The organism is Variovorax sp. GW821-FHT09D07, from assembly GCF_059416345.1.
This window is the reverse complement of the sequence record NZ_JBWKOY010000002.1, coordinates 300,893-319,887: the sequence shown is the minus strand read 5'-3', so window position 1 is coordinate 319,887 and position 18,995 is coordinate 300,893. Positions and strand designations below refer to the sequence as shown.

Here is an 18,995-nt window from a genome sequence, read left to right as displayed (position 1 = left end):
AGCGCCCCATGAACACCGACTACCGCAAGAACCTTCCCGGCACCGCGCTGGACTACTTCGATGCGCGCGCAGCCGTCGAAGCCATCCAGGCCGGCGCCTGGGCCACGATGCCCTACACCGCGCGCGTGCATGCCGAAAACCTCGTGCGCCGCTGCGACCCGGCGATCCTCGTGCAAAGCCTCACGCAGCTCATCGAGCGCCGGCGCGACCATGACTTTCCGTGGTTCCCCGCGCGCGTGGTCTGCCACGACATCCTGGGCCAGACCGCGCTGGTCGACCTGGCCGGCCTGCGCGACGCCATCGCCGAACAGGGCGGCGACCCGTCGCAGGTGAACCCCGTGGTGCCGGTGCAGCTCATCGTCGACCATTCGCTGGCGGTGGAGTGCGGCGGCTTCGACCCCGATGCCTTCGCGAAGAACCGCGCCATCGAGGACCGGCGCAACGAAGACCGCTTTCACTTCATCGAATGGACGAAGCGGGCCTTCCGCAACATGGAGGTGATCCCGCCGGGGAACGGGATCATGCACCAGATCAACCTGGAGCGGATGTCGCCCGTCGTGCACACGCAGGACGGCGTGGCCTACCCCGACACGCTGGTGGGCACCGACAGCCACACGCCGCACGTCGATGCGCTGGGCGTCGTCGCCGTGGGCGTGGGCGGGCTCGAGGCCGAGAACGTGATGCTCGGCCGCGCCTCGTGGATGCGGCTGCCCGACATCGTCGGCGTGCGCCTCGCAGGTCGGCCGCAGCCGGGCATCACGGCCACCGACGTCGTGCTCGCGCTGACCGAGTTCCTGCGCGCAGCGAAGGTCGTGGGCGCGTACCTGGAGTTCCACGGCGAAGGCGCGGCCAGCCTCACGCTGGGCGACCGCGCGACCATCTCCAACATGGCGCCCGAGTACGGCGCCACCGCCGCGATGTTCGCCATCGACACGCAGACGCTCGACTACCTGCGCCTCACGGGCCGCGCCGACGAGCAGGTGCGCCTGGTCGAGGTCTATGCGAAGCAGGCGGGCCTGTGGGCCGACACGCTCGCCGAGGTCGTGTACGAGCGCGTGCTGCAGTTCGACCTGTCGAGCGTCGTGCGCAACATGGCCGGCCCCTCGAACCCGCATGCGCGCGTCGCCACGGCCGACCTCGCGGCGCGCGGCATCGCCGCCCCGTGGGACGAGGTGCCCGGCCAGATGCCCGACGGCGCCGTGATCATCGCGGCCATCACCAGCTGCACCAACACCAGCAACCCGCGCAACGTGATCGCCGCGGGCCTGCTCGCGCGCAACGCCAACCGCGTGGGGCTGGCGCGCAAGCCGTGGGTCAAGACCTCGCTGGCGCCCGGCTCGAAAGCGGTCACGCTGTACCTGGAAGATGCGGGCCTGATGCGCGAGCTCGAACAGCTCGGCTTCGGCGTGGTCGCCTATGCCTGCACCTCGTGCAACGGCATGTCGGGCGCGCTCGACCCGGTCATCCAGCAGGAGATCGTCGATCGCGACCTGTACGCCACCGCCGTGCTCTCGGGCAACCGCAACTTCGACGGCCGCATCCACCCGTACGCGAAGCAGGCCTTCCTGGCCTCGCCGCCGCTGGTGGTGGCCTACGCCATCGCGGGCACGGTGCGCTTCGACATCGAGAAGGACGTGCTCACCGTCGTCGACGGTAAGGAGATTCGCCTGAAGGACCTCTGGCCCAGCGACGAAGAAATCGACGCGATCGTCAAGGCCAGCGTGAAGCCCGCGCACTTCCGCCAGGTGTACGAGCCGATGTTCGCGATCCAGCCCGACACGGGCGAGCAGGTCGCGCCGCTGTACGACTGGCGCCCCGCCTCCACCTACATCCGCCGCCCGCCCTACTGGGAAGGCGCACTGGCCGGCGAACGCACGCTCACGGGCATGCGGCCGCTGGCGATCCTGCCGGACAACATCACGACCGACCACCTGTCGCCATCGAACGCGATCCTGCTGGACAGCGCGGCCGGCCAGTACCTGCACCGCATGGGCCTGCCCGAGGACGACTTCAACTCCTACGCCACCCACCGCGGCGATCACCTCACGGCGCAGCGCGCCACCTTCGCCAACCCCACGCTGAAGAACGAGATGGTGCGCAAGGCCGACGGCACGGTGCGCGCCGGCTCGCTCGCGCGCGTGGAGCCCGAGGGCGAGGTGATGCGCATGTGGGAGGCCATCGAGACCTACATGCTGCGCAAGCAGCCGCTGATCATCGTGGCCGGCGCCGACTACGGCCAGGGCTCGTCGCGCGACTGGGCCGCCAAGGGCGTGCGGCTGGCCGGCGTGGAAGCGATCGCGGCCGAGGGCTTCGAGCGCATCCACCGCACCAACCTGATCGGCATGGGCGTGCTGCCGCTCGAATTCAAGCCGGGCGCGAATCGCCTCACACTGGGCCTGGACGGCACCGAGACCTACGATGTGACCGGCGCGCGCACCCCGCGCGCCGACCTCGTGCTGGTCGTGCACCGTCGCAATGGCGAACGGCTCGACGTGCCCATGACCTGCCGCCTCGACACCGCCGAAGAGGTCTCCATCTACGAAGCCGGCGGGGTGCTGCAGCGCTTTGCGCAGGACTTCCTCGCCGCCACGAAAGCCGACTGACGATGCCGCACCTTCCGCAGATCAAGATCCCCGCCACCTACATGCGCGGCGGCACCAGCAAGGGCGTGTTCTTCCGCCTGCAGGACCTGCCCGAGGCCGCGCAGGTGCCGGGCCCCGCGCGCGACGCGCTGCTGCTGCGCGTGATCGGCAGCCCCGACCCCTACGGCAAGCAGATCGACGGCATGGGCGCCGCGACGTCGAGCACGAGCAAGACCGTCATCCTCTCGAAGAGCGAACGGCCCGGCCATGACGTGGACTACCTGTTCGGGCAGGTGTCGATCGACCGGCCCTTCGTCGACTGGAGCGGCAACTGCGGCAACCTTTCGTCGGCCGTGGGCCCGTTCGCGATCAGCAACGGCCTCATCGATGCGGCTCGCGTGCCGCGCGATGGCGTGGCGGTCGTGCGCATCTGGCAGGCCAACATCGGCAAGACCATCGTCGCGCACGTGCCGATGACCGGCGGTGCGGTGCAGGAGACCGGCGATTTCGAACTCGACGGCGTGACCTTCCCCTCGGCCGAGGTGCAGCTCGAATTCATGGACCCCGCCGCCGAGGAAGACGGCGCGGGCGGCGCGATGTTCCCGACCGGGAACCTCGTCGACGACCTGGAGGTGCCCGGCCTCGGCACGCTGCAGGCCACGATGATCAACGCCGGCATCCCCACCGTCTTCGTGAACGCCGACGCCCTCGGCTACACGGGCACCGAGCTGCAGGACGCGATCAACGGCGATGCCGCCGCGCTCGCCCGCTTCGAGGCCATCCGCGCGCACGGTGCGCTGCGCATGGGCCTCATCCGCACGCTCGATGAAGCGGCCAGCCGCCAGCACACGCCCAAGGTCGCCTTCGTGGCGAAGCCCGCGGGCTACACCGCATCAAGCGGCAAGGCCGTGGCGGCCGGCGACATCGACCTGCTCGTGCGCGCACTGTCGATGGGCAAGCTGCACCACGCCATGATGGGCACGGCGGCCGTGGCCATCGGCACGGCCGCCGCCATTCCCGGCACGCTGGTGAACCTCGCGGCCGGCGGCGGCGCGCGCGAGGCCGTGCGCTTCGGTCACCCCTCGGGCACCTTGCGCGTGGGCGCGCAGGCCCGCCAGGTCGATGGCGAATGGCAGGTGACCAAGGCGGTGATGAGCCGCAGCGCCCGCGTCTTGATGGAAGGCTGGGTCCGTGTGCCCGGCGACACCCTTTGAGCTTTCAGATCCATTCACAGGAAATCCCGATGTCGACTCGCAAGACCCTCCGTTCCCTGGCCGAGGCCCGCCGTGGCGTGCTCGTGCCGGGCGCTTTCAACGCGCTGTCGGCGCGCGTCATCGAGGACCTGGGCTTCGAGGCCATCTACGTCACCGGCGCGGGCGTCACCAACATGTGGTTCGGCCTGCCCGACCAGGGCTTCATGGGCCTGCACGAGATCGCCGACCACACGGCGCGCATCCGCGACGCGGTGAACCTGCCGCTGATCGTCGATGCCGACACCGGCTTCGGCAACGCGCTGAACGTGCGCCACACGGTGCGCGTGCTGGAACGCGCGGGCGCCGACTGCATCCAGTTCGAGGACCAGGTCGCGCCCAAGCGCTGCGGCCATTTCTCGGGCAAGGAGGTGATCTCCACCGAGGAAGCCGTCAACAAGATCAAGGCCGCTGTGGATGCACGCACCGACCCCGACCTGCTCATCCTGGCGCGCACCGATGCGGCCGCCACGCTGGGCTTCGAGGCCGCGATCGAGCGCGCGCAGAAGTTCAGCGAGGCCGGCGCCGACATCCTGTTCGTCGAAGCCGTCACCACGGCCGACGAGATCCGTGCGCTGCCGCAGCGCCTGCACAAGCCGCAACTCATGAACATGGTGATCGGTGGCAAGACACCGATCTTCGGCGCCGAGGAACTCGGCGGCCTGGGCTACGGCATCGTGCTGTACGCCAACGCCGCGCTGCAGGGCGCGCTGGCCGGCATGCAGAAGGCGCTCACGGTGCTGCGCGACACGCGGCGCATGGACGAAGACCCGTCGCTGGTCGCGCCCTTCGCCGAGCGGCAGCGGCTGGTGCGCAAGCCCGAGCTCGATGCGCTCGACGCGCGCTACGCCAGCTGAGTTTCTCTACAGAGAATCCTTCAGCTTCGCACGCAGCCGGCTCACCGCCTGGCCGTGCAGCTGGCACACGCGCGACTGGCTCACCTCGAGCACCGCGCCGATCTCGCGCAGGTTCAGCTCTTCCTCGTAGTAGAGCTTGAGCAGCAGCTGGTCGCGCTCGGGCAGCGCGCCAATGGCGTCCACCAGCTGGTGGCGAAAGCCGCTTTCGAGCAGGCGCGCCAGCGGGTCGTCGAAGTCGCCGCGCCCCTTGCGCGCCTCTTGGGCATGCAGGTCGAGGAAGGGGTTGTCGGGGTCGCCCTTGGCGAAGTCTTCGACGTACAGAAGCTGGCAGCCCTGGATGTCCTGCAGCATCGACTGGTAGGTGTCCAGGTCGACCTTCAGCTCCTTCGCGATCTCGCCTTCGGTGGGCGCGCGGCCCAGCCGGTGGCCCAGTGCCTGGATCGCCTTCTCGATGCCGCGCGCCGACTGGCGCAGCCCGCGCGACCCCCAGTCGCTGGCGCGCAGCTCGTCGAGCATGGCGCCGCGGATGCGCTGGCTGACGAAGGTCTCGAACTGCGCGCCGCGGTGGTCCTGGTAGCGGCTCGATGCATCGAGCAGGCCGAGCATGCCGGCCTGGATCAGGTCGTCCAGCTCCACGCTGGCCGGCAGCCGCGCCATCATCTGCAGCGCGATGCGGCGCACCAGCGGCTGGTGCTGTTCCAGCAGATGCGATTTCTCGATGGTGCCCTGTGCGGTGTACACGGCCGTCCGTCCTCGTGGTCGTGCCTCAGGCCGCGAGCGCCTGCGGGAACACGGCCGGCCGCGCGGGCGGGCGCCAGGTCCAGCGGCCCATGTCGTCGGCGATGGCGCGGAAATCGACCGCCGCCGCGCTGGCCGCAAAGGCCTCGACCACGGTCTGGCGCAGCCGGGCCGCATCAGCCAGCCACGGGTCGGTGCGCACCCAGCCCACGGGCAACAGCGACAGCGCGAGGTAGCGGCTGGCGGCTTGCGCGAGGTTGTGCATGACCTGCTGCGCCGTGCCCGCATCGGCCACGCCGTTGAGCAGGAAGCGCAGCTGCTTCAGCGCATGCGCGCGGTGCAGGCGCTTGATGCCCGCGTAGGCCGAGGTGATGGCTGCCGGGTGCGGCTGCAGCACCAGCAGCAGTTCGTCGGCGCCCTGCGCCAGCGGCGACAGGCAACCTTCGTCGTCGAAGGCCGCATCGACGAGCACGATGCCGCGCGGCCACAGCGTGCGCGGGTCAATGGTCGCGCCGGGCGAAGCGGGCAGCACCTGCACGCCGCACACCGCGCTCGCAGCGGCCTGGTCGATGCGCAACCGCCGCCCCGCCACATCGGCCAGCGTGCCGCGTGGGCCAAGCGCCCACACATCGCACACCGAGCGTCCCTTCGGGTGATGTTCATCCAGCAACAGCACGTCCTTGCCCTGCTGCGCCAGCGCCGCGCCCAGGCTCATCGCAGCCGTGGTCGCGCCCGCGCCGGGGCCCATGCCCGCGACCGCGACGACGCGCACCGGTGCCTGCCCGAGCAGCCGGCGCAGCCCGTCGGCCTGGTCCGTGACGCGTGCGCTCATCGCCTTCAGCCCAGGCGTTCCAGCGCGCGCGGCGCTTGCGCGGGCGCTGCCGATTCGTTGCCCAGCGCATCGAGCAGCAGGAACAGCTTGCCCACGCCCGCGTACAGCGCGCCGCCGGTCAGCGCGCGGCCGGCGCGCGTGGCGCGGCCCGTGAGCTGGCCCAGCAGCAGGCGCGTGCGGTCGGCCCATTCGCCTTCGGCCTGCAGCAGGCGCCACACGGTGGTCGTGACCTGGCCGGCGACGAGCAGGCGCTTCATCATGTGCGGATCGCCGGGCTCGCCCATGCCGCCCACGAGCTGCACGCCATCGCGCAGCAGGCGGAAGCACGGCTCGGCGTCGGCGGCCCAGCCCTGCCATTGCGCGAGCTGCGGTGCGCCCACTTCGTCGCCCAGGTTGGTGAGCACGCAGGTGTGCGACAGCAGCTTGCGGCTGCGCGCATCGACCACGCGCACGGCCACGCAGCGCAGCGTGGGCAGGGTGTCGCGGTCGACGGCGGTGCGCGGCAACACCTCGACCTGCGCTTCGCATTGCAGCGCGGCCTTGCCGCGATAGCGCACGGGCCGTTCGGTCGTGTCGTCGAACGCGAAGGCCAGGCGCGCGAGCGTGGTCGCGGCGCCGGTGTGCACGTCCGTCACGGCCGTGCTGCCCGGCGCGCGCGCCAGCCACTGCGTGCCTTCGGTCTGCCACGCCAGCATCTGTTCGACCGCAGGCGGCTTGCCCAGCACATGCACCAATCGTTTGCCGAAATCCTGTTGCTGCAGCCACTGCGCCTGACGCGATCCCGGCTGCGCCGACTGGCGGGCCGCAGCAGTCGAAAGCCACTGGTTCGGTGCCGCCAGCGGCAGGCCGTTGCGGTCCGACAGCAGCAGGCTGCCATGGCACACGTAGGCGTCGCCGCTGTCGGTCGCGCGCAGGCCCACCTGCCCGGCCAGCGCGAGCACATGGGTGTCGCATCCCGCAGCCACCTCGCCGCGCGCAAACACCGACAGCTCGTGCAGCACGGCCTTGGCATCAATGGCCTCGTCGCCCGCCTGGCGCCACAACGTGCGCGCGCCATCGAAGCCGATGTGCGCCCCAGCCAGTGCGCCGGCAGTGGTCGCCAGTTCCTGCGCGTCGTGCGCCATCGCACGGATCAGGCTCTGGTAGCGCAAGCGCAGGCGATCGGTCTCGCCCTGCACCTGCGGCGAAGGCGCGGCCTCGTCGGGCAGGTCGGCTTCGGCCGGCACGAAGAGCGGGCTGTGCTGGCGCGGCTGGAACACGCTGTCGATCAGCTGCGCGCGGTCGGCACGCACCAGGTTCTCGGGCACCTTCTGGCCGCCCGAGATGTAGTGCACCGGCAGGCGGTGGCGGATCACGGTGTCGATCAGCGCGCCCGGGTGCGTGGCCTCGTCGACCTTGGTGAAGATGCAGCCCGCCAGCGCATGGCCCTGGCGGTAGGCGTGCACCACCTCGTTGAGCGTGTCGCCGTGGCTGGTGGCGTTGAGCAGCAGCAGCCGCTTCACCGGCCGCTGGCTGCTGCCGAGCATGGCGATCTGCTCGGGCACGGCGCGGTCGCGCTGGCTCATGCCGACGGTGTCGATGAGCACCATGTGGCGGTCGCGCAGGTCGTGCAGCACCAGCTGCAGGTCGGCCGCGTCCTTCACGGCATGCACCGGCACGTTGAGGATCTGGCCGTAGATGCGCAGCTGCTCGTAGGCGCCGATGCGGTAGCTGTCGGTGGTGACGAGCGCGAGCTTGTCGGCGCCGAAGCGCATCACGCAGCGCGCGGCCAGCTTGGCGGTGGTGGTGGTCTTGCCGACGCCGGTCGGTCCCATCAAGGCGTAGACGCCGCCCTGCGCGAACAGCGCGTCTTCGTCCTCATGCACCGGCACCGCGCGCACGAGCTCGGAGCGCACGAAGGCCATGCCGTCGGCGTAGCTCTGGCCCGTGGGCAGTTTCTCGAGCATGGCCTTCGACAGGCGCGCGCTGAAGCCCGCGCCCAGCAGCGTGCGCAGCAGGCGACCGCGCACCGGGTCGCGGCGCTGGCTGTCGCTCCAGACCACGCTGGCGAGCTGTTCCTCGATCATGCCGCGCATCGAATGGAGTTCGCTGAGCACGGTGGGGTCGGCGGGTGCGGCCGTGGCAGGTGCGGCTGCGGGCACCGCCGCCTGCACCGTCTGCTGCACATCGCCCTCGGCCATGGCGACGATCTCGACGCCCTGCGCGGTGGCGCGGTGCGTGAGCACGATGGCCTCGGCGCCGAGCGATTCGCGCACCAGGCGCAGGGCCTCGCGGCCGGTGGCGGCGACGAATTTGCGTGCGGTGGTGCGCACGTCGGTCTGTGGATTCAAACGGCTCGTCCTCCAATGGCGGCGGTGATCTTGATGGTCCGGGCGTCAGGGATCTCGGCGTGCGAGAGCACCTTGAGCTGCGGCAGGCTGCGCCGCAAAAAGCGCGACAGCAGCACGCGCAGCGCGTGCTGCACGACCAGCACCGGCGCCAGCCCCATCTGCTCCTGGCGCACGATGGCGGCCTGCGCCTGCTTGAGCAGGTTGTCGGCAATGCCCGGCTCGATGCCGCTGCTGTTGTTCAGGGCCTGCTGCAGCACGCTGTCGAGCGAGCCGTCCAGGCCGATCACCTGCATCTCCTCGTCGCCCGGGAACAGCTGCTGCGTGATGGCGCGGCCCAGCGCCAGGCGCGTGAGCGTGGTGAGCTCGGTCGGGTCTTTCACCGTGGGCGCGTGCTCGGCCATCACGTCGAGGATGGTGCGCATGTCACGGATCGGCACCTCTTCGTCGAGCAGGTTCTGCAGCACCTTGTGCAGCGTGCTCAGCGACAGCACCTTGGGCACCAGGTCTTCGGTGAGCTTGGGCGCGGTCTTGGCGATCTGGTCGAGCAGCTGCTGCACCTCCTGGCGGCCCAGCAGTTCGGCCGCGTGGGTGTGGATCAGGTGGTTCAGGTGCGTGGCCATCACGGTGCAGGCATCGACCACGGTGTAGCCGTACACCTGCGCCTGCTGGCGCAGGCTGGCGTCGATCCAGGTGGCCTCCAGGCCGAAGGCCGGGTCGCGCGTGGGCGTGCCGGTCAGCGTGCCCGTCACCTGGCCGGGGTTGATCGCCATCCACTGGTTGGGAAAAGCTTCGCCGCGGCCGATCTCCACGTCCTTCAGGCTGATGACGTAGGCGTTGGGCTTGATCTCCAGGTTGTCGCGGATGTGGACCACCGGCACCAGGAAGCCCAGCTCCTGCGCGATCTTCTTGCGGATGCTCTTGATGCGGCCCAGCAGCTCGCCCTGCTGCGACTGGTCCACCAGCGGGATCAGCCGGTAGCCGACCTGCATGCCCAGCGGGTCGACCATGGCCACGTCGTCCCAGGTGGCTTCGGCCTGCTCGGCCGCGACGGGCACGCCTGCCCCTTGCGTTGCGGCGGCGGCTGCCTGCTGCGCGGCGACCTGCGGCTTGCGCTGCACCAGCCGCTTGCCGAGCCACACCAGGCCGCCCGCGATCAGCAGGAAGGCCAGGTTCGGCATGCCGGGGATCATGCCCAGCAGGCCGACGATGCCGGCCGTGAGGAACAGCACCTGCGGGTTGGAAAAGAGCTGGCCCGTGAGCTGGCTGCCCACGTCCTCGTCGGTGGTCACGCGCGAGACGATCACGCCGGCCGCGGTGGAGATCACCAGCGCCGGAATCTGCGCCACCAGGCCGTCGCCGATGGCCAGCAGCGTGTAGGTCTTGCCGGCCGTGGAGAAGTCGAGCCCGTGCTGCAGCATGCCGACCACCAGGCCGCCGATGATGTTGATCACCATGATGAGCAGGCCCGCAATGGCGTCGCCGCGCACGAACTTGCTGGCGCCGTCCATCGAGCCGTAGAAGTCGGCCTCCTGCGCCACCTCGGCGCGGCGCTTGCGGGCGATCTCCTCGCCGATCAGGCCGGCGTTGAGGTCGGCGTCGATCGCCATCTGCTTGCCCGGCATCGCGTCGAGCATGAAGCGCGCCCCCACCTCGGCGATGCGGCCCGCGCCCTTGGTGATCACCATGAAGTTGATGAGCACGAGGATGATGAACACCATCACGCCCACCGCGAAGTTGCCGCCCACCAGGAAGTGGCCGAAAGCCTCGATCACCTTGCCGGCCGCGTCGGGCCCGGTGTGGCCGTGCATCAGCACCACGCGCGTGGAGGCGACGTTGAGCGACAGGCGCAGCAGCGTCGAGAACAGCAGCACCGCCGGGAAGGCCGCGAAATCGAGCGCCTTCATGGTGTACATGCTCACCAGCAGCACCATCACCGACAGCGCGATGTTGAAGGTGAACAGCAGGTCGAGCAGGAAGGGCGGCAGCGGCAGCACCATCATGCTCAGGATGAGGATGATGAGGATCGGGCCCGCCAGGCCCTTGAACTGCGAGCCGGAGAAGATCCGCGCCGGCAGGCGCATCAGGTCGTTCAGTCCGTTCATGCCACCGCCGGCGAATACTGCAGGTCGGCCGGCACCGGCAGGTCGGTCGGCGTGCGCGGCGCCTCGCCGCCCTCGCTGTTCCAGCGCTTGAGCTGGTACACCCAGGCCAGCACCTCGGCCACGGCCGTGTACAGCCCGGCCGGAATTTCCTCGCCCAGCTTCGTGTGGCGGTAGAGCGCGCGCGTGAGCGGCGGCGCCTCCAGGATCGCGACCTTGTGCTCCTTCGCCATCTCGCGGATGCGCGCGGCCACCAGCTCGGTGCCCTTGGCGACCACGCGCGGTGCGCGCATGTCGCTGTCCAGGTACTGCAGCGCAACGGCGAAGTGCGTCGGGTTGGTGAGCACGATGTCGGCCTTGGGCACCTCGGCCATCATGCGGCGGCGCGCCATCTGCTGCTGTTGCCGGCGGATCTGCGCCTTGATGTGCGGATCGCCTTCGCTTTCCTTGTGCTCCTGGCGCACGTCCTCGCGCGACATGCGCAGCTTGCGGTAGTAGTTCCAGAGTTGAAACGGCACGTCGACGAGCGCGACGAGGAAGAGCGTGGCGGCGATGAGCGCGCAGTGCTTGGCCACCAGCACCAGTGCATGCGGCAGCGCCTCGTGCGCGGGCTGCGACATGAGCGCCATCACGGCCTCGATGTCGTCCACGATGACCCACCACGCCACGCCGCCGATCAGCGCCGACTTGGCCAGCGCCTTCACGAGTTCGGCCAGCGCCTGCGCCGAGACCATGCGGCCGATGCCGGCCAGGGGATTGAGCTTGCCGAAGTTGGGCGCGACGGCCTTGCCGGAGAACATCCAGCCGCCGAGCATCAGCGGCGCGGCCACGGCGGCCACGACCATCATGGCGAACAGCGGCCCGATGGCCATGAGTGCATGCAGCACCATGAGCCCGCTCTGCGAGAGCATGTGGGCGGGGTCGAAGGCGCTGGCGCGTTCGAACTGCAGGCCGCGTCGCAGCGCGCCGCTCAGGCTCGCGCCGAGCGACTCGGCCGCCAGCCACAGGCCGGCGCTCGCGGTGGCGAGCATGACGAAGGTGGTGAGCTCGCGCGAACGGGCCACGTTGCCTTCCTCGCGCGCCTTCTCCAGGCGCCGCTCGGAGGCGGGTTCCGTTTTCTCGAGATCGCTTTCCTCAGCCATTCATGCTCCGAACCAGCACTGGCGAAGTACGCCTTGCCCAGAACCAAATTATTGGATCCGGTGGTGCGGAACAATCTGCCGATCAGGGCCGGTATCGCCCTGCAATTCGGCCAATCAAGCAGGCTGCGAGCGGCTCAGAAACCGAGGCTCTCGAGCAGGTCGTCGACCTGTGCCTGGTCGGTCACGGCGTCGGGGTTGCCGGGCTTCACCTGCGGCCCGTTCTGCAGGCTCTGCACGGCCTCGTGGCGCTTCTCGGGCGGCGAGTTGTCGATCAGCACCTGCAGCAGCTGCGTCTCGACGTCGTTGACGACTTCCATCATCTTCTTGATGACCTGGCCCGTGAGGTCCTGGAAGTCCTGCGCCATCAGGATCTCCATGAGCTGCGTGTTGATGGCGCTGGCGCGCTGGGGCACGTCGTTCAGGTAGCCGCGCGTGTCCAGCACGAGCTCGCGCGCCTGGTCGAGTTCGATCGGGTTCTCGAACCACTGGTCCCAGCGCTGCGTCAGGGCCTTGGCGTCGGTGGCCAGGGCTTCCTGCAGCGGCTGCGCGACGTCGATGGCGTTGAGCGCGCGGTGCGCCGCCCGCTCGGTGGTGGCCGCCACGTAGTTGAGGCGGTCGCGCGCATCGGGAATGGCCTGCGCGGCCTTGGCCACCTGCTTGTCCAGGCCCAGCTCGCGCAGCCCTTCGCGCAGCTGGCGCGTGAGGTGGCCGATGCGGCCGAGCAGTTCCTCGGTGGTGTTGTTGGTGGCGTCTGCCGCGCCGGCGGTGTCCTGGCTCATGCCTTGGCCAGCTTCTCGAAGATCTTGGTGATCTTCTCTTCCAGCGTCGCCGCGGTGAAGGGCTTCACCACGTAGCCGTTGGCGCCGGCCTGCGCGGCCGCGACGATGTTTTCCTTCTTGGCCTCGGCCGTGACCATCAGCACCGGCAGCGTCTTCAGCTCGGGGTCGGCGCGGATGGTCTGCAGCATGGTCAGGCCGTCCATGTTGGGCATGTTCCAGTCGGAGACCACGAAGCCGAAGCTGCCGCCGCGCAGCTTCTCCAGGCCGGCCACGCCGTCCTCGGCCTCGTCGACGTTGAGGAACTCCAGCTCCTTCAACAGGTTGCGCACGATGCGCCGCATGGTCGGGAAGTCATCCACCACCAGGATCTTGATGCTCTTGTCGATCACGATTTTTTCCAGCTCCACAGGTCGTTGTTCAAACTCGTCATACCCGGTTCGCACGTTCACCGAACGTGCGAAGGTGCGCCATCACGCGGCGACTGATCTCGTTCAGCGGCGACACCTCGTCCACCGCGCCCAGCGCCACCGCCTCGCGCGGCATGCCGAAGACCACGCAGCTGGCCTCGTCCTGCGCCAGCGTGTGCGCGCCCGCGCGCCGCATGCGCAGCAGGCCCTCGGCGCCGTCCTTGCCCATGCCGGTAAGGATGATCCCGATGGCGTTCTTGCCCGCGTGCTTCGCCGCCGAATCGAACAGCACGTCGATCGAAGGCCGGTGGCGGTTCACGGGCGGCTCCTGGTCCAGGTGCGCCACGTAGTTGGCGCCGCTGCGCGCCAGCGACAGGTGAAAGCCGCCCGGCGCGATATAGGCATGGCCCGGCAGCACGCGCTCGCCCTGCTCCGCCTCCTTCACGCGGATGCGGCACAGGCCGTCCAGACGCTGCGCGAAGGAGCGCGTGAAGCCGGCCGGCATGTGCTGCGCGATGAGCACCGCGGGCGCATCGGGCGGCAGCGGCTGCAGCACCTCGCGGATGGCCTCGGTGCCGCCGGTGGAGGCACCGATGATGAGCAGCTTCTCGGTGCTCAGCAGCGGGCTGCGCAGCAGCGCCTCGGGCGCGGCCTCGTGGGCGGGCCGCGCCGCCGTGGCCGCTGGGCGCGCGGGCAGCAGCCGCGCACTGGCCGCCGTGCGGATCTTGCCGGCGATGAGTTCGGTGTAGTTGAGCAGGCCGTCGCGCACGCCCAGGCGCGGCTTGGTCACGAAGTCGATGGCGCCCAGCTCCAGCGCGCGCAGCGCGATCTCCGAGCCGCGCTCGGTGAGCGAAGACACCATGACCACCGGCATCGGCCGCAGGCGCATGAGCTTCTCGAGAAACTCCAGGCCGTCCATGCGCGGCATTTCCACGTCGAGCGTGAGCACGTCGGGGTTGGTGACCTTGATGAGGTCGCGCGCCACCAGCGGGTCGGCCGCGGTGCCGACCACGGTCATGTCGCTCTGGCTGTTGATGATCTCGGTCATCACGCTGCGGATCAGCGCCGAATCGTCGACGCAGAGCACCTTGATCTTTTTCTTGCTTGGCAGGCTCACCGGCTTCCTTTGGTTCTGTCGATCTCGTGCGGCGCGGCGGGCACCGACAGCCGGCGCAGCAACTCGCCTTCGTCGCGGCGCACCCGCAGCACCTCGGTCTGCGCGCGCAGGCGGCGCACCACGGCCTTGCCGCTCTCGGGCAGGAAGCACACGCGGCGCGCATGCGGTCCGCGCAGGTCCTGCGCCGCCACTTCGATGCGTTCCGCCTCCAGGTAGCGCAGCACGAAGTCGGCATTGCGGTCGCCGATGTTGAGCGTGGTCATGCCGGCCAGCACGGCTCCGCCACCGAACACCTTGGCCTGCAGCCGCTCGCGCCGCGCGCCCGCGCGCACCAGCTCGCGCACCAGCACGTCCATGGCATAGGCGCCGTAGCGCATCGAGCCGCCGCCGGGCTCGCCGTCGTCGGGCAGCATGAAGTGGTTCATGCCGGCCACGCCCGCCTGGGCGTCGTGCAGGCAGGCGGCCACGCAGGAGCCGAGCACGGTGCTCAGCACGGTGTGGTCGGTGGTCACGTAGTACTCCGAGGGCAGCAGCTTGACGGCCATGCGCCCGACATCGCGGTCGAAGTAGTGATGGCTCGCCAGGCTCATGCGGTGCCCGGCGTGCGCGACAGCTCGTACACCGTCTGCCCCAGCGGGCGGAAGGCCGGGTTGACGAGCGAGGCGTTCTCGGAGTGCCCGGCGAACAGCAGGCCGCCCGGCTTGAGCAGCGGCGCGAAGCGGTCGAGCACCTTCTTCTGCGTCGGCTTGTCGAAATAGATCATCACGTTGCGGCAGAAGATCGCGTCCACCGGCTCCTTCACCGACCAGGCACTGTCCAGCAGGTTGACGCGCGAGAACTTCACCAGCGTGGCCACTTCGGGGCGCACGCGCACCTTGCCGGCGTTGGTGCCGGTGCCCTTGTTGAAGAAGCGCCGCAGCCGCTCGGGCGACAGGCGCCGCACCTGCTCGGTGGTGAAGACGCCGGTGGCGGCCTTGGCCAGCACCGCGGTGTCGATGTCGCTGGCGATGACGCGGGCCGAACCTGCGCGCTCGCCCAGCGCTTCCATCAGCGTGATGGCGATCGAGTACGGCTCCTCGCCCGTCGAGGCGGCGGCGCACCACACGGTGACCGGGCCCGGCCGCTTGCGCACATGGTCGGCCAGCGTGGGAAAGTGGTGCGCCTCGCGAAAGAACGAGGTGAGGTTGGTGGTGAGCGCGTTGATGAACAGCTGCCACTCGTCGCCGTCGTGGCGCGCCTCGAGCTGGTCCAGGTACGGCGCGAACGCCGGCAGCTGCAGCTCGCGCAGGCGCCGCGACAGCCGGCTGTACACCATCTGCCGCTTCTGCTCGCCCAGGGCGATGCCGGCGCGGCGATGGATGAGGGTCCGGATTCTGGAGAAGTCGTGGTCGGTAAAGTGGAACTCGGTCGTCACAGCCAGCCTGGAAGCGTGACTTTCAATGGTCACGGAAACCGCCGTTTCCAATCGGCCGATCAGACGCGCAAAAGCCTTGCATTTCCGGGGGTCAGGCGGGTGGCGCGGTCACGGCCGGGCCGGCGTCGAGCGCCCACACCAGCGCCGACAGCTGCGCGGCATTGACCTGCGCGGCGCTCAAGAAGAGCGCTTCCGACAGGCGCGCCGCGCGGCCGTCGTCGGTCTCGCAGCTTTCGGCCAGCGCCACGAAGGGGCCGTAGACGCCGCTGCGCGAAAGAATGGCCTGCTGCACCGCCTCGGTGAGCTGCACCTTGCGCAGCACGCCTTCCATCGGCACGCCCAGCAGCTGGTCGAGCAGCGAGAACATGCCGGCCACGAACAGGTTGTCGGCCTCGCTGGGCGGCAGCATGCCCTGCCCCATCAGTTCGACAAAGCGGCCACGCAGGATGGCCTTCTTCATCATGAAGGGCGAACTGACCTTGTTGCTGGTGGCCAGCAGCAGCGACAGCCAGCGGTACAGCGGCGAGTAGCCGAGCATGGCGACCGCATGGCGCAGCGAGTGGATCTCCACAGCCAGTCCGACCGAGGGCGAGTTGATGTAGCGCAGCAGCCGGTAGGTGAGCGCCGCGTCGTGCTTGAGCGCACCCTCGATGGCGCGCACGTCCTCGTTGCGCAGGATCATCTGCATCAGGTGCACGATGAGCTGCGACTCGGGCTGCAGCGCGTCGGCGCTGTCGCGCGCCGGCGGCAGGCGCACGGCGCCGTCGACGAAGACCTGCACGCCGCGTGCGGCGCAGGCCTCGAACTCGGCCCAGTTCGCCACGCGCGCGGCGATGGGCGCGGGGCCGGCGGGCGACACGTCCGCCAGGTGGGAGGGCAGCACCTCGCGGTGCGTGACGATGGCGCGCAGCTCATCGTCGTCCGGCAGCGCGACGCCGCCGCACAGCATGAAGCCGAAGCCCTGCTCGCGCAGGAACAGCAGGATGGAGCGCATGTCGGCGTCCATCAGCTCGTCGGCCTTCATGCACAGCACGACGTTGCGCGGCGGCAGCGACTGCAGCTCGCTCTGGAACAGCGCATCGACCGTGACGTCGACGAACACCATCTGCCCGCCCAGCAACCAGCCGTGGCCGCCCGGGTTCAGGTGCAGGCCCAGCGTGTCCATGAGCGCCTTGACGCCGGCCGCGGCACCCGCGTCGGTGCCCTGCCCGGCCGCGCGCCAGGCCATGCGGTAGCCGACCACGCGGCGCTTGCCGTCCAGCAGCATGGCGTAGGCCACGTGGCCGTCGGCACCCACGGCGGGCGCGATGGCGGGCGTCGTGTCGGCTTGCGCGCCGTTGCCGTCGACGCCGGGGCGCCGGAAGAAATCGAACCTCATGCGGCCGTCCCTCGCGTCGGGATCAGGAAGCCAGCGCGTCGGTGCGGCGCGCGGCGCCCGCCAGGGCCGCCGCGCTGGCGGCCTGCGCGCGCTGGATGCGCGGCATCGCGCCCACGTCGACGATGAAGGCCACGCTGCCGTCGCCCACGATGGTGGCGGCCGAAATGCCGGGCACCTTGCGGTAGTTGGTCTCCAGGTTCTTCACCACCACCTGGTGCTGGCCGAGCAGCTCGTCGACCAGGAGCGCGAAGCGGCTGTCGTCGGCCTGCACGATCACCAGGATGCCCTGCGTGGGCTGCGTCTGCGCGCCGGCCACGTCGAACACGCGGTGCAGCTCGATGAGCGGCAGGTACTCGCCGCGCACGCGGATCACGTGGCCGTCGGCGGTGATGGAGTGCAGGTGCTCCGGCAGCGGCTGCAGCGACTCGATCACGTAGCTCAGCGGCAGGATGTACGCCTCGCTGCCCACGCGCACCGACATGCCGTTGAGGATGGCCAGCGTGAGCGGCAGCACGATGCGCGTGGACGTGCCCTGGCCGCCGCGCGAATGAATCTCCACATGGCCGCCCATCTCCTGGATGTTGCGCTTGACCACGTCCATGCCCACGCCGCGCCCCGAGATGTCGGTCACCTGCTCGGCCGTGGAGAAGCCGGGCGCGAAGATCAGCTGCCACACCTCTTCGTCGGGCATGGCGTCGTTCACCGGCAGGCCCTGCTGGCGCGCCTTGTCGAGGATGCGCTCGCGGTTCAGGCCGGCGCCGTCGTCGCTCACCTCGATCACGATGTTGCCGCCGTGGTGCTGCGCCGACAGCAGCAGCTGGCCGGTGGCGTCCTTGCCCTTGGCCAGGCGCACCTCGGGGGCCTCGATGCCGTGGTCCAGGCTGTTGCGCACCAGGTGCGTGAGCGGATCGACGATGCGTTCGATGAGCCCCTTGTCGAGCTCGGTCTCCTTGCCGTAGGTGTCCAGGCGCACCTGCTTGCCGAGCTTGGCGCTCACGTCGCGGATCACGCGCGGAAAGCGGCTGAACACGTAGTCCATCGGCATCATGCGGATCGACATCACCGATTCCTGCAGGTCGCGCGCGTTGCGCTCCAGGTGGCCCAGGCCGCTCAGGAAGCGCTCGTAGGCCACGGGGTCGAGCACGGTCGCGGCCTGCGTGAGCATCGACTGCGTGATGACGAGCTCGCCCACGAGGTTGATGAGCTGGTCGACCTTCTCGACGTCGACGCGGATGGAGCTGGACTCCTTGGCGCTGGCCGGCGCAGACGCGGCGGCAGCCGATGCAGGGGCCGGTGCGGCGGGTGGCTGCACGACGGGTTCTGCCACTGCGACCACGGGTGGGGCCACGTCGGCCACCTCGCGCGTGATGTCGATCTGCGATTCGTCGATGACGAAGCAGCACACGGCCACGATGTCGTCGGGGTCGCAGGTGGTGGCCAGCCGCACGGTCAGCTGGTCGTTGCTGCGCGTGCGCGTCAGCACGGTGCCCAGGTTGGCCAGCTCGCCGGCGAGCAGCTCGCATTCGCTGTCGGACAGGCGCGCGAAGCGCACGACCAGCACGCCGTCGCTGCTGCCGCCGTCATCGGCCGGCGCAGCGGCTTGCACGACAGGCACCGGTGCGGGCGCGGGTGCCGGCACGGGCGCGGCGGCGTTGTTCTCCATCGCCAGCTGCTGCAGCACGCCGCAGATGTGGGCGACCCTCTCGGCGTCCGGCTCCTTGCCGGCCTGGTAGGCGGTGAGTTGTTCTTGCAAGGCGTCCTTCGTTTCCAGAAAGGCATCGATCATCGGAGCGCTCAGGTGCAGCTGCCCGTGGCGGGCCCTGTCCAGCAGCGTTTCGAGCACGTGCGTGGTGTGGGTCAAGGCGGTGAAACCGAACGTGGCCGCGCCGCCCTTGATCGAGTGCGCCGCGCGGAAGATGGCGTTGAGCTGCTCGCCGTCGGGCGCCTCGACGTCGAGGTCGAGCAACAGCTGCTCCATCTCCGCCAGCAGCTCGATGGCTTCGACGAAGAAGGCCTGGGTGAATTGACTGAGGTCCATCTGTGGTGCTCCGGGGCCCGCGCGCTTGCGCG

15 protein-coding genes are annotated in these 18,995 nt (G+C 69.8%); 3 read left to right on the top strand and 12 right to left on the bottom strand.

The genetic code is table 11. The features are described from left to right. Positions 1–8 precede the first annotated feature (8 nt). Genes acnD through AC07OX_RS07795 form a run of 3 tightly spaced genes read left to right on the top strand, consistent with a single transcriptional unit; the run spans position 9 to position 4,689 of the window. Positions 9–2,603 carry a Fe/S-dependent 2-methylisocitrate dehydratase AcnD gene (acnD, locus tag AC07OX_RS07805; RefSeq protein WP_495260732.1) on the top strand — a complete coding sequence of 865 codons (2,595 nt, stop codon included), beginning with the start codon at positions 9–11 and terminating at the stop codon, positions 2,601–2,603. A gap of 2 nt (positions 2,604–2,605) precedes the next feature. Continuing rightward, complete coding sequence (gene prpF / locus AC07OX_RS07800) at positions 2,606–3,796, top strand: 2-methylaconitate cis-trans isomerase PrpF (RefSeq protein ID WP_495260733.1); 1,191 nt, start codon at positions 2,606–2,608, stop codon at positions 3,794–3,796. A gap of 29 nt (positions 3,797–3,825) precedes the next feature. Then, positions 3,826–4,689: an isocitrate lyase/PEP mutase family protein gene (locus AC07OX_RS07795; RefSeq protein ID WP_495260734.1), complete on the top strand. Its 864-nt coding sequence runs from the start codon at positions 3,826–3,828 to the stop codon at positions 4,687–4,689. Between the two features lie 6 nt (positions 4,690–4,695). On the opposite strand, the gene AC07OX_RS07790 is transcribed toward AC07OX_RS07795, so the two are convergent. From AC07OX_RS07790 to cheA, 12 genes are all read right to left on the bottom strand, one after another. Continuing rightward, positions 4,696–5,430: an RNA polymerase sigma factor FliA gene (locus AC07OX_RS07790; protein ID WP_070061574.1), complete on the bottom strand. Its 735-nt coding sequence runs from the start codon at positions 5,428–5,430 to the stop codon at positions 4,696–4,698. Between the two features lie 25 nt (positions 5,431–5,455). After that, entirely contained in the window at positions 5,456–6,259 is an 804-nt protein-coding gene (locus AC07OX_RS07785) for a MinD/ParA family ATP-binding protein (RefSeq protein WP_495260735.1), read from the bottom strand. Between the two features lie 5 nt (positions 6,260–6,264). Then, on the bottom strand, positions 6,265–8,589 hold the full coding sequence (gene flhF, locus AC07OX_RS07780) for a flagellar biosynthesis GTPase FlhF (RefSeq protein ID WP_495260736.1): 2,325 nt from the start codon (positions 8,587–8,589) through the stop codon (positions 6,265–6,267). Beyond that, on the bottom strand, positions 8,586–10,691 hold the full coding sequence (flhA, locus tag AC07OX_RS07775; RefSeq protein ID WP_070061571.1) for a flagellar biosynthesis protein FlhA: 2,106 nt from the start codon (positions 10,689–10,691) through the stop codon (positions 8,586–8,588). Before flhA ends, flhF begins: the two co-directional genes overlap by 4 nt. Beyond that, entirely contained in the window at positions 10,688–11,830 is a 1,143-nt protein-coding gene (flhB, locus tag AC07OX_RS07770) for a flagellar biosynthesis protein FlhB (RefSeq protein ID WP_095744088.1), read from the bottom strand. Before flhB ends, flhA begins: the two co-directional genes overlap by 4 nt. A gap of 134 nt (positions 11,831–11,964) precedes the next feature. After that, positions 11,965–12,609, bottom strand: coding sequence for a protein phosphatase CheZ (cheZ, locus tag AC07OX_RS07765; RefSeq protein ID WP_062469395.1), 645 nt, complete (start codon positions 12,607–12,609; stop codon positions 11,965–11,967). Then, positions 12,606–12,998: a chemotaxis response regulator CheY gene (gene cheY / locus AC07OX_RS07760; protein WP_056582361.1), complete on the bottom strand. Its 393-nt coding sequence runs from the start codon at positions 12,996–12,998 to the stop codon at positions 12,606–12,608. Before cheY ends, cheZ begins: the two co-directional genes overlap by 4 nt. A 37-nt stretch (positions 12,999–13,035) precedes the next feature. Beyond that, positions 13,036–14,127 (bottom strand): protein-glutamate methylesterase/protein-glutamine glutaminase, encoded by a 1,092-nt coding sequence (locus tag AC07OX_RS07755; protein ID WP_354343279.1) that lies wholly within the window; start codon positions 14,125–14,127, stop codon positions 13,036–13,038. Between the two features lie 2 nt (positions 14,128–14,129). Further along, positions 14,130–14,723: a chemoreceptor glutamine deamidase CheD gene (cheD, locus tag AC07OX_RS07750; protein ID WP_095946640.1), complete on the bottom strand. Its 594-nt coding sequence runs from the start codon at positions 14,721–14,723 to the stop codon at positions 14,130–14,132. After that, entirely contained in the window at positions 14,720–15,580 is an 861-nt protein-coding gene (locus tag AC07OX_RS07745; protein WP_223301367.1) for a CheR family methyltransferase, read from the bottom strand. Before AC07OX_RS07745 ends, cheD begins: the two co-directional genes overlap by 4 nt. Before the next feature lie 58 nt (positions 15,581–15,638). Then, the gene (locus tag AC07OX_RS07740) at positions 15,639–16,925 is read right to left on the bottom strand and encodes an EAL and HDOD domain-containing protein (protein ID WP_495260737.1); all 1,287 of its coding nucleotides are present in this window, start codon (positions 16,923–16,925) and stop codon (positions 15,639–15,641) included. A 22-nt stretch (positions 16,926–16,947) separates the two neighbouring features. Then, positions 16,948–18,963 carry a chemotaxis protein CheA gene (gene cheA / locus AC07OX_RS07735; protein WP_495260738.1) on the bottom strand — a complete coding sequence of 672 codons (2,016 nt, stop codon included), beginning with the start codon at positions 18,961–18,963 and terminating at the stop codon, positions 16,948–16,950. Positions 18,964–18,995 lie beyond the last annotated feature (32 nt).

Bases quoted from the DNA above. Each gene is read 5' to 3' on its own strand.
- prpF (WP_495260733.1), top strand. From the start codon at position 2,606: ATGCCGCACCTTCCGCAGATCAAGATCCCCGCCACCTACATGCGCGGC.
- AC07OX_RS07740 (WP_495260737.1), bottom strand. From the start codon at position 16,925: ATGAGGTTCGATTTCTTCCGGCGCCCCGGCGTCGACGGCAACGGCGCG.
- cheD (WP_095946640.1), bottom strand. From the start codon at position 14,723: ATGAGCCTGGCGAGCCATCACTACTTCGACCGCGATGTCGGGCGCATG.
- AC07OX_RS07795 (WP_495260734.1), top strand. From the start codon at position 3,826: ATGTCGACTCGCAAGACCCTCCGTTCCCTGGCCGAGGCCCGCCGTGGC.
- cheA (WP_495260738.1), bottom strand. From the start codon at position 18,963: ATGGACCTCAGTCAATTCACCCAGGCCTTCTTCGTCGAAGCCATCGAG.
- flhB (WP_095744088.1), bottom strand. From the start codon at position 11,830: ATGGCTGAGGAAAGCGATCTCGAGAAAACGGAACCCGCCTCCGAGCGG.
- AC07OX_RS07785 (WP_495260735.1), bottom strand. From the start codon at position 6,259: ATGAGCGCACGCGTCACGGACCAGGCCGACGGGCTGCGCCGGCTGCTC.
- cheZ (WP_062469395.1), bottom strand. From the start codon at position 12,609: ATGAGCCAGGACACCGCCGGCGCGGCAGACGCCACCAACAACACCACC.
- flhA (WP_070061571.1), bottom strand. From the start codon at position 10,691: ATGAACGGACTGAACGACCTGATGCGCCTGCCGGCGCGGATCTTCTCC.
- acnD (WP_495260732.1), top strand. From the start codon at position 9: ATGAACACCGACTACCGCAAGAACCTTCCCGGCACCGCGCTGGACTAC.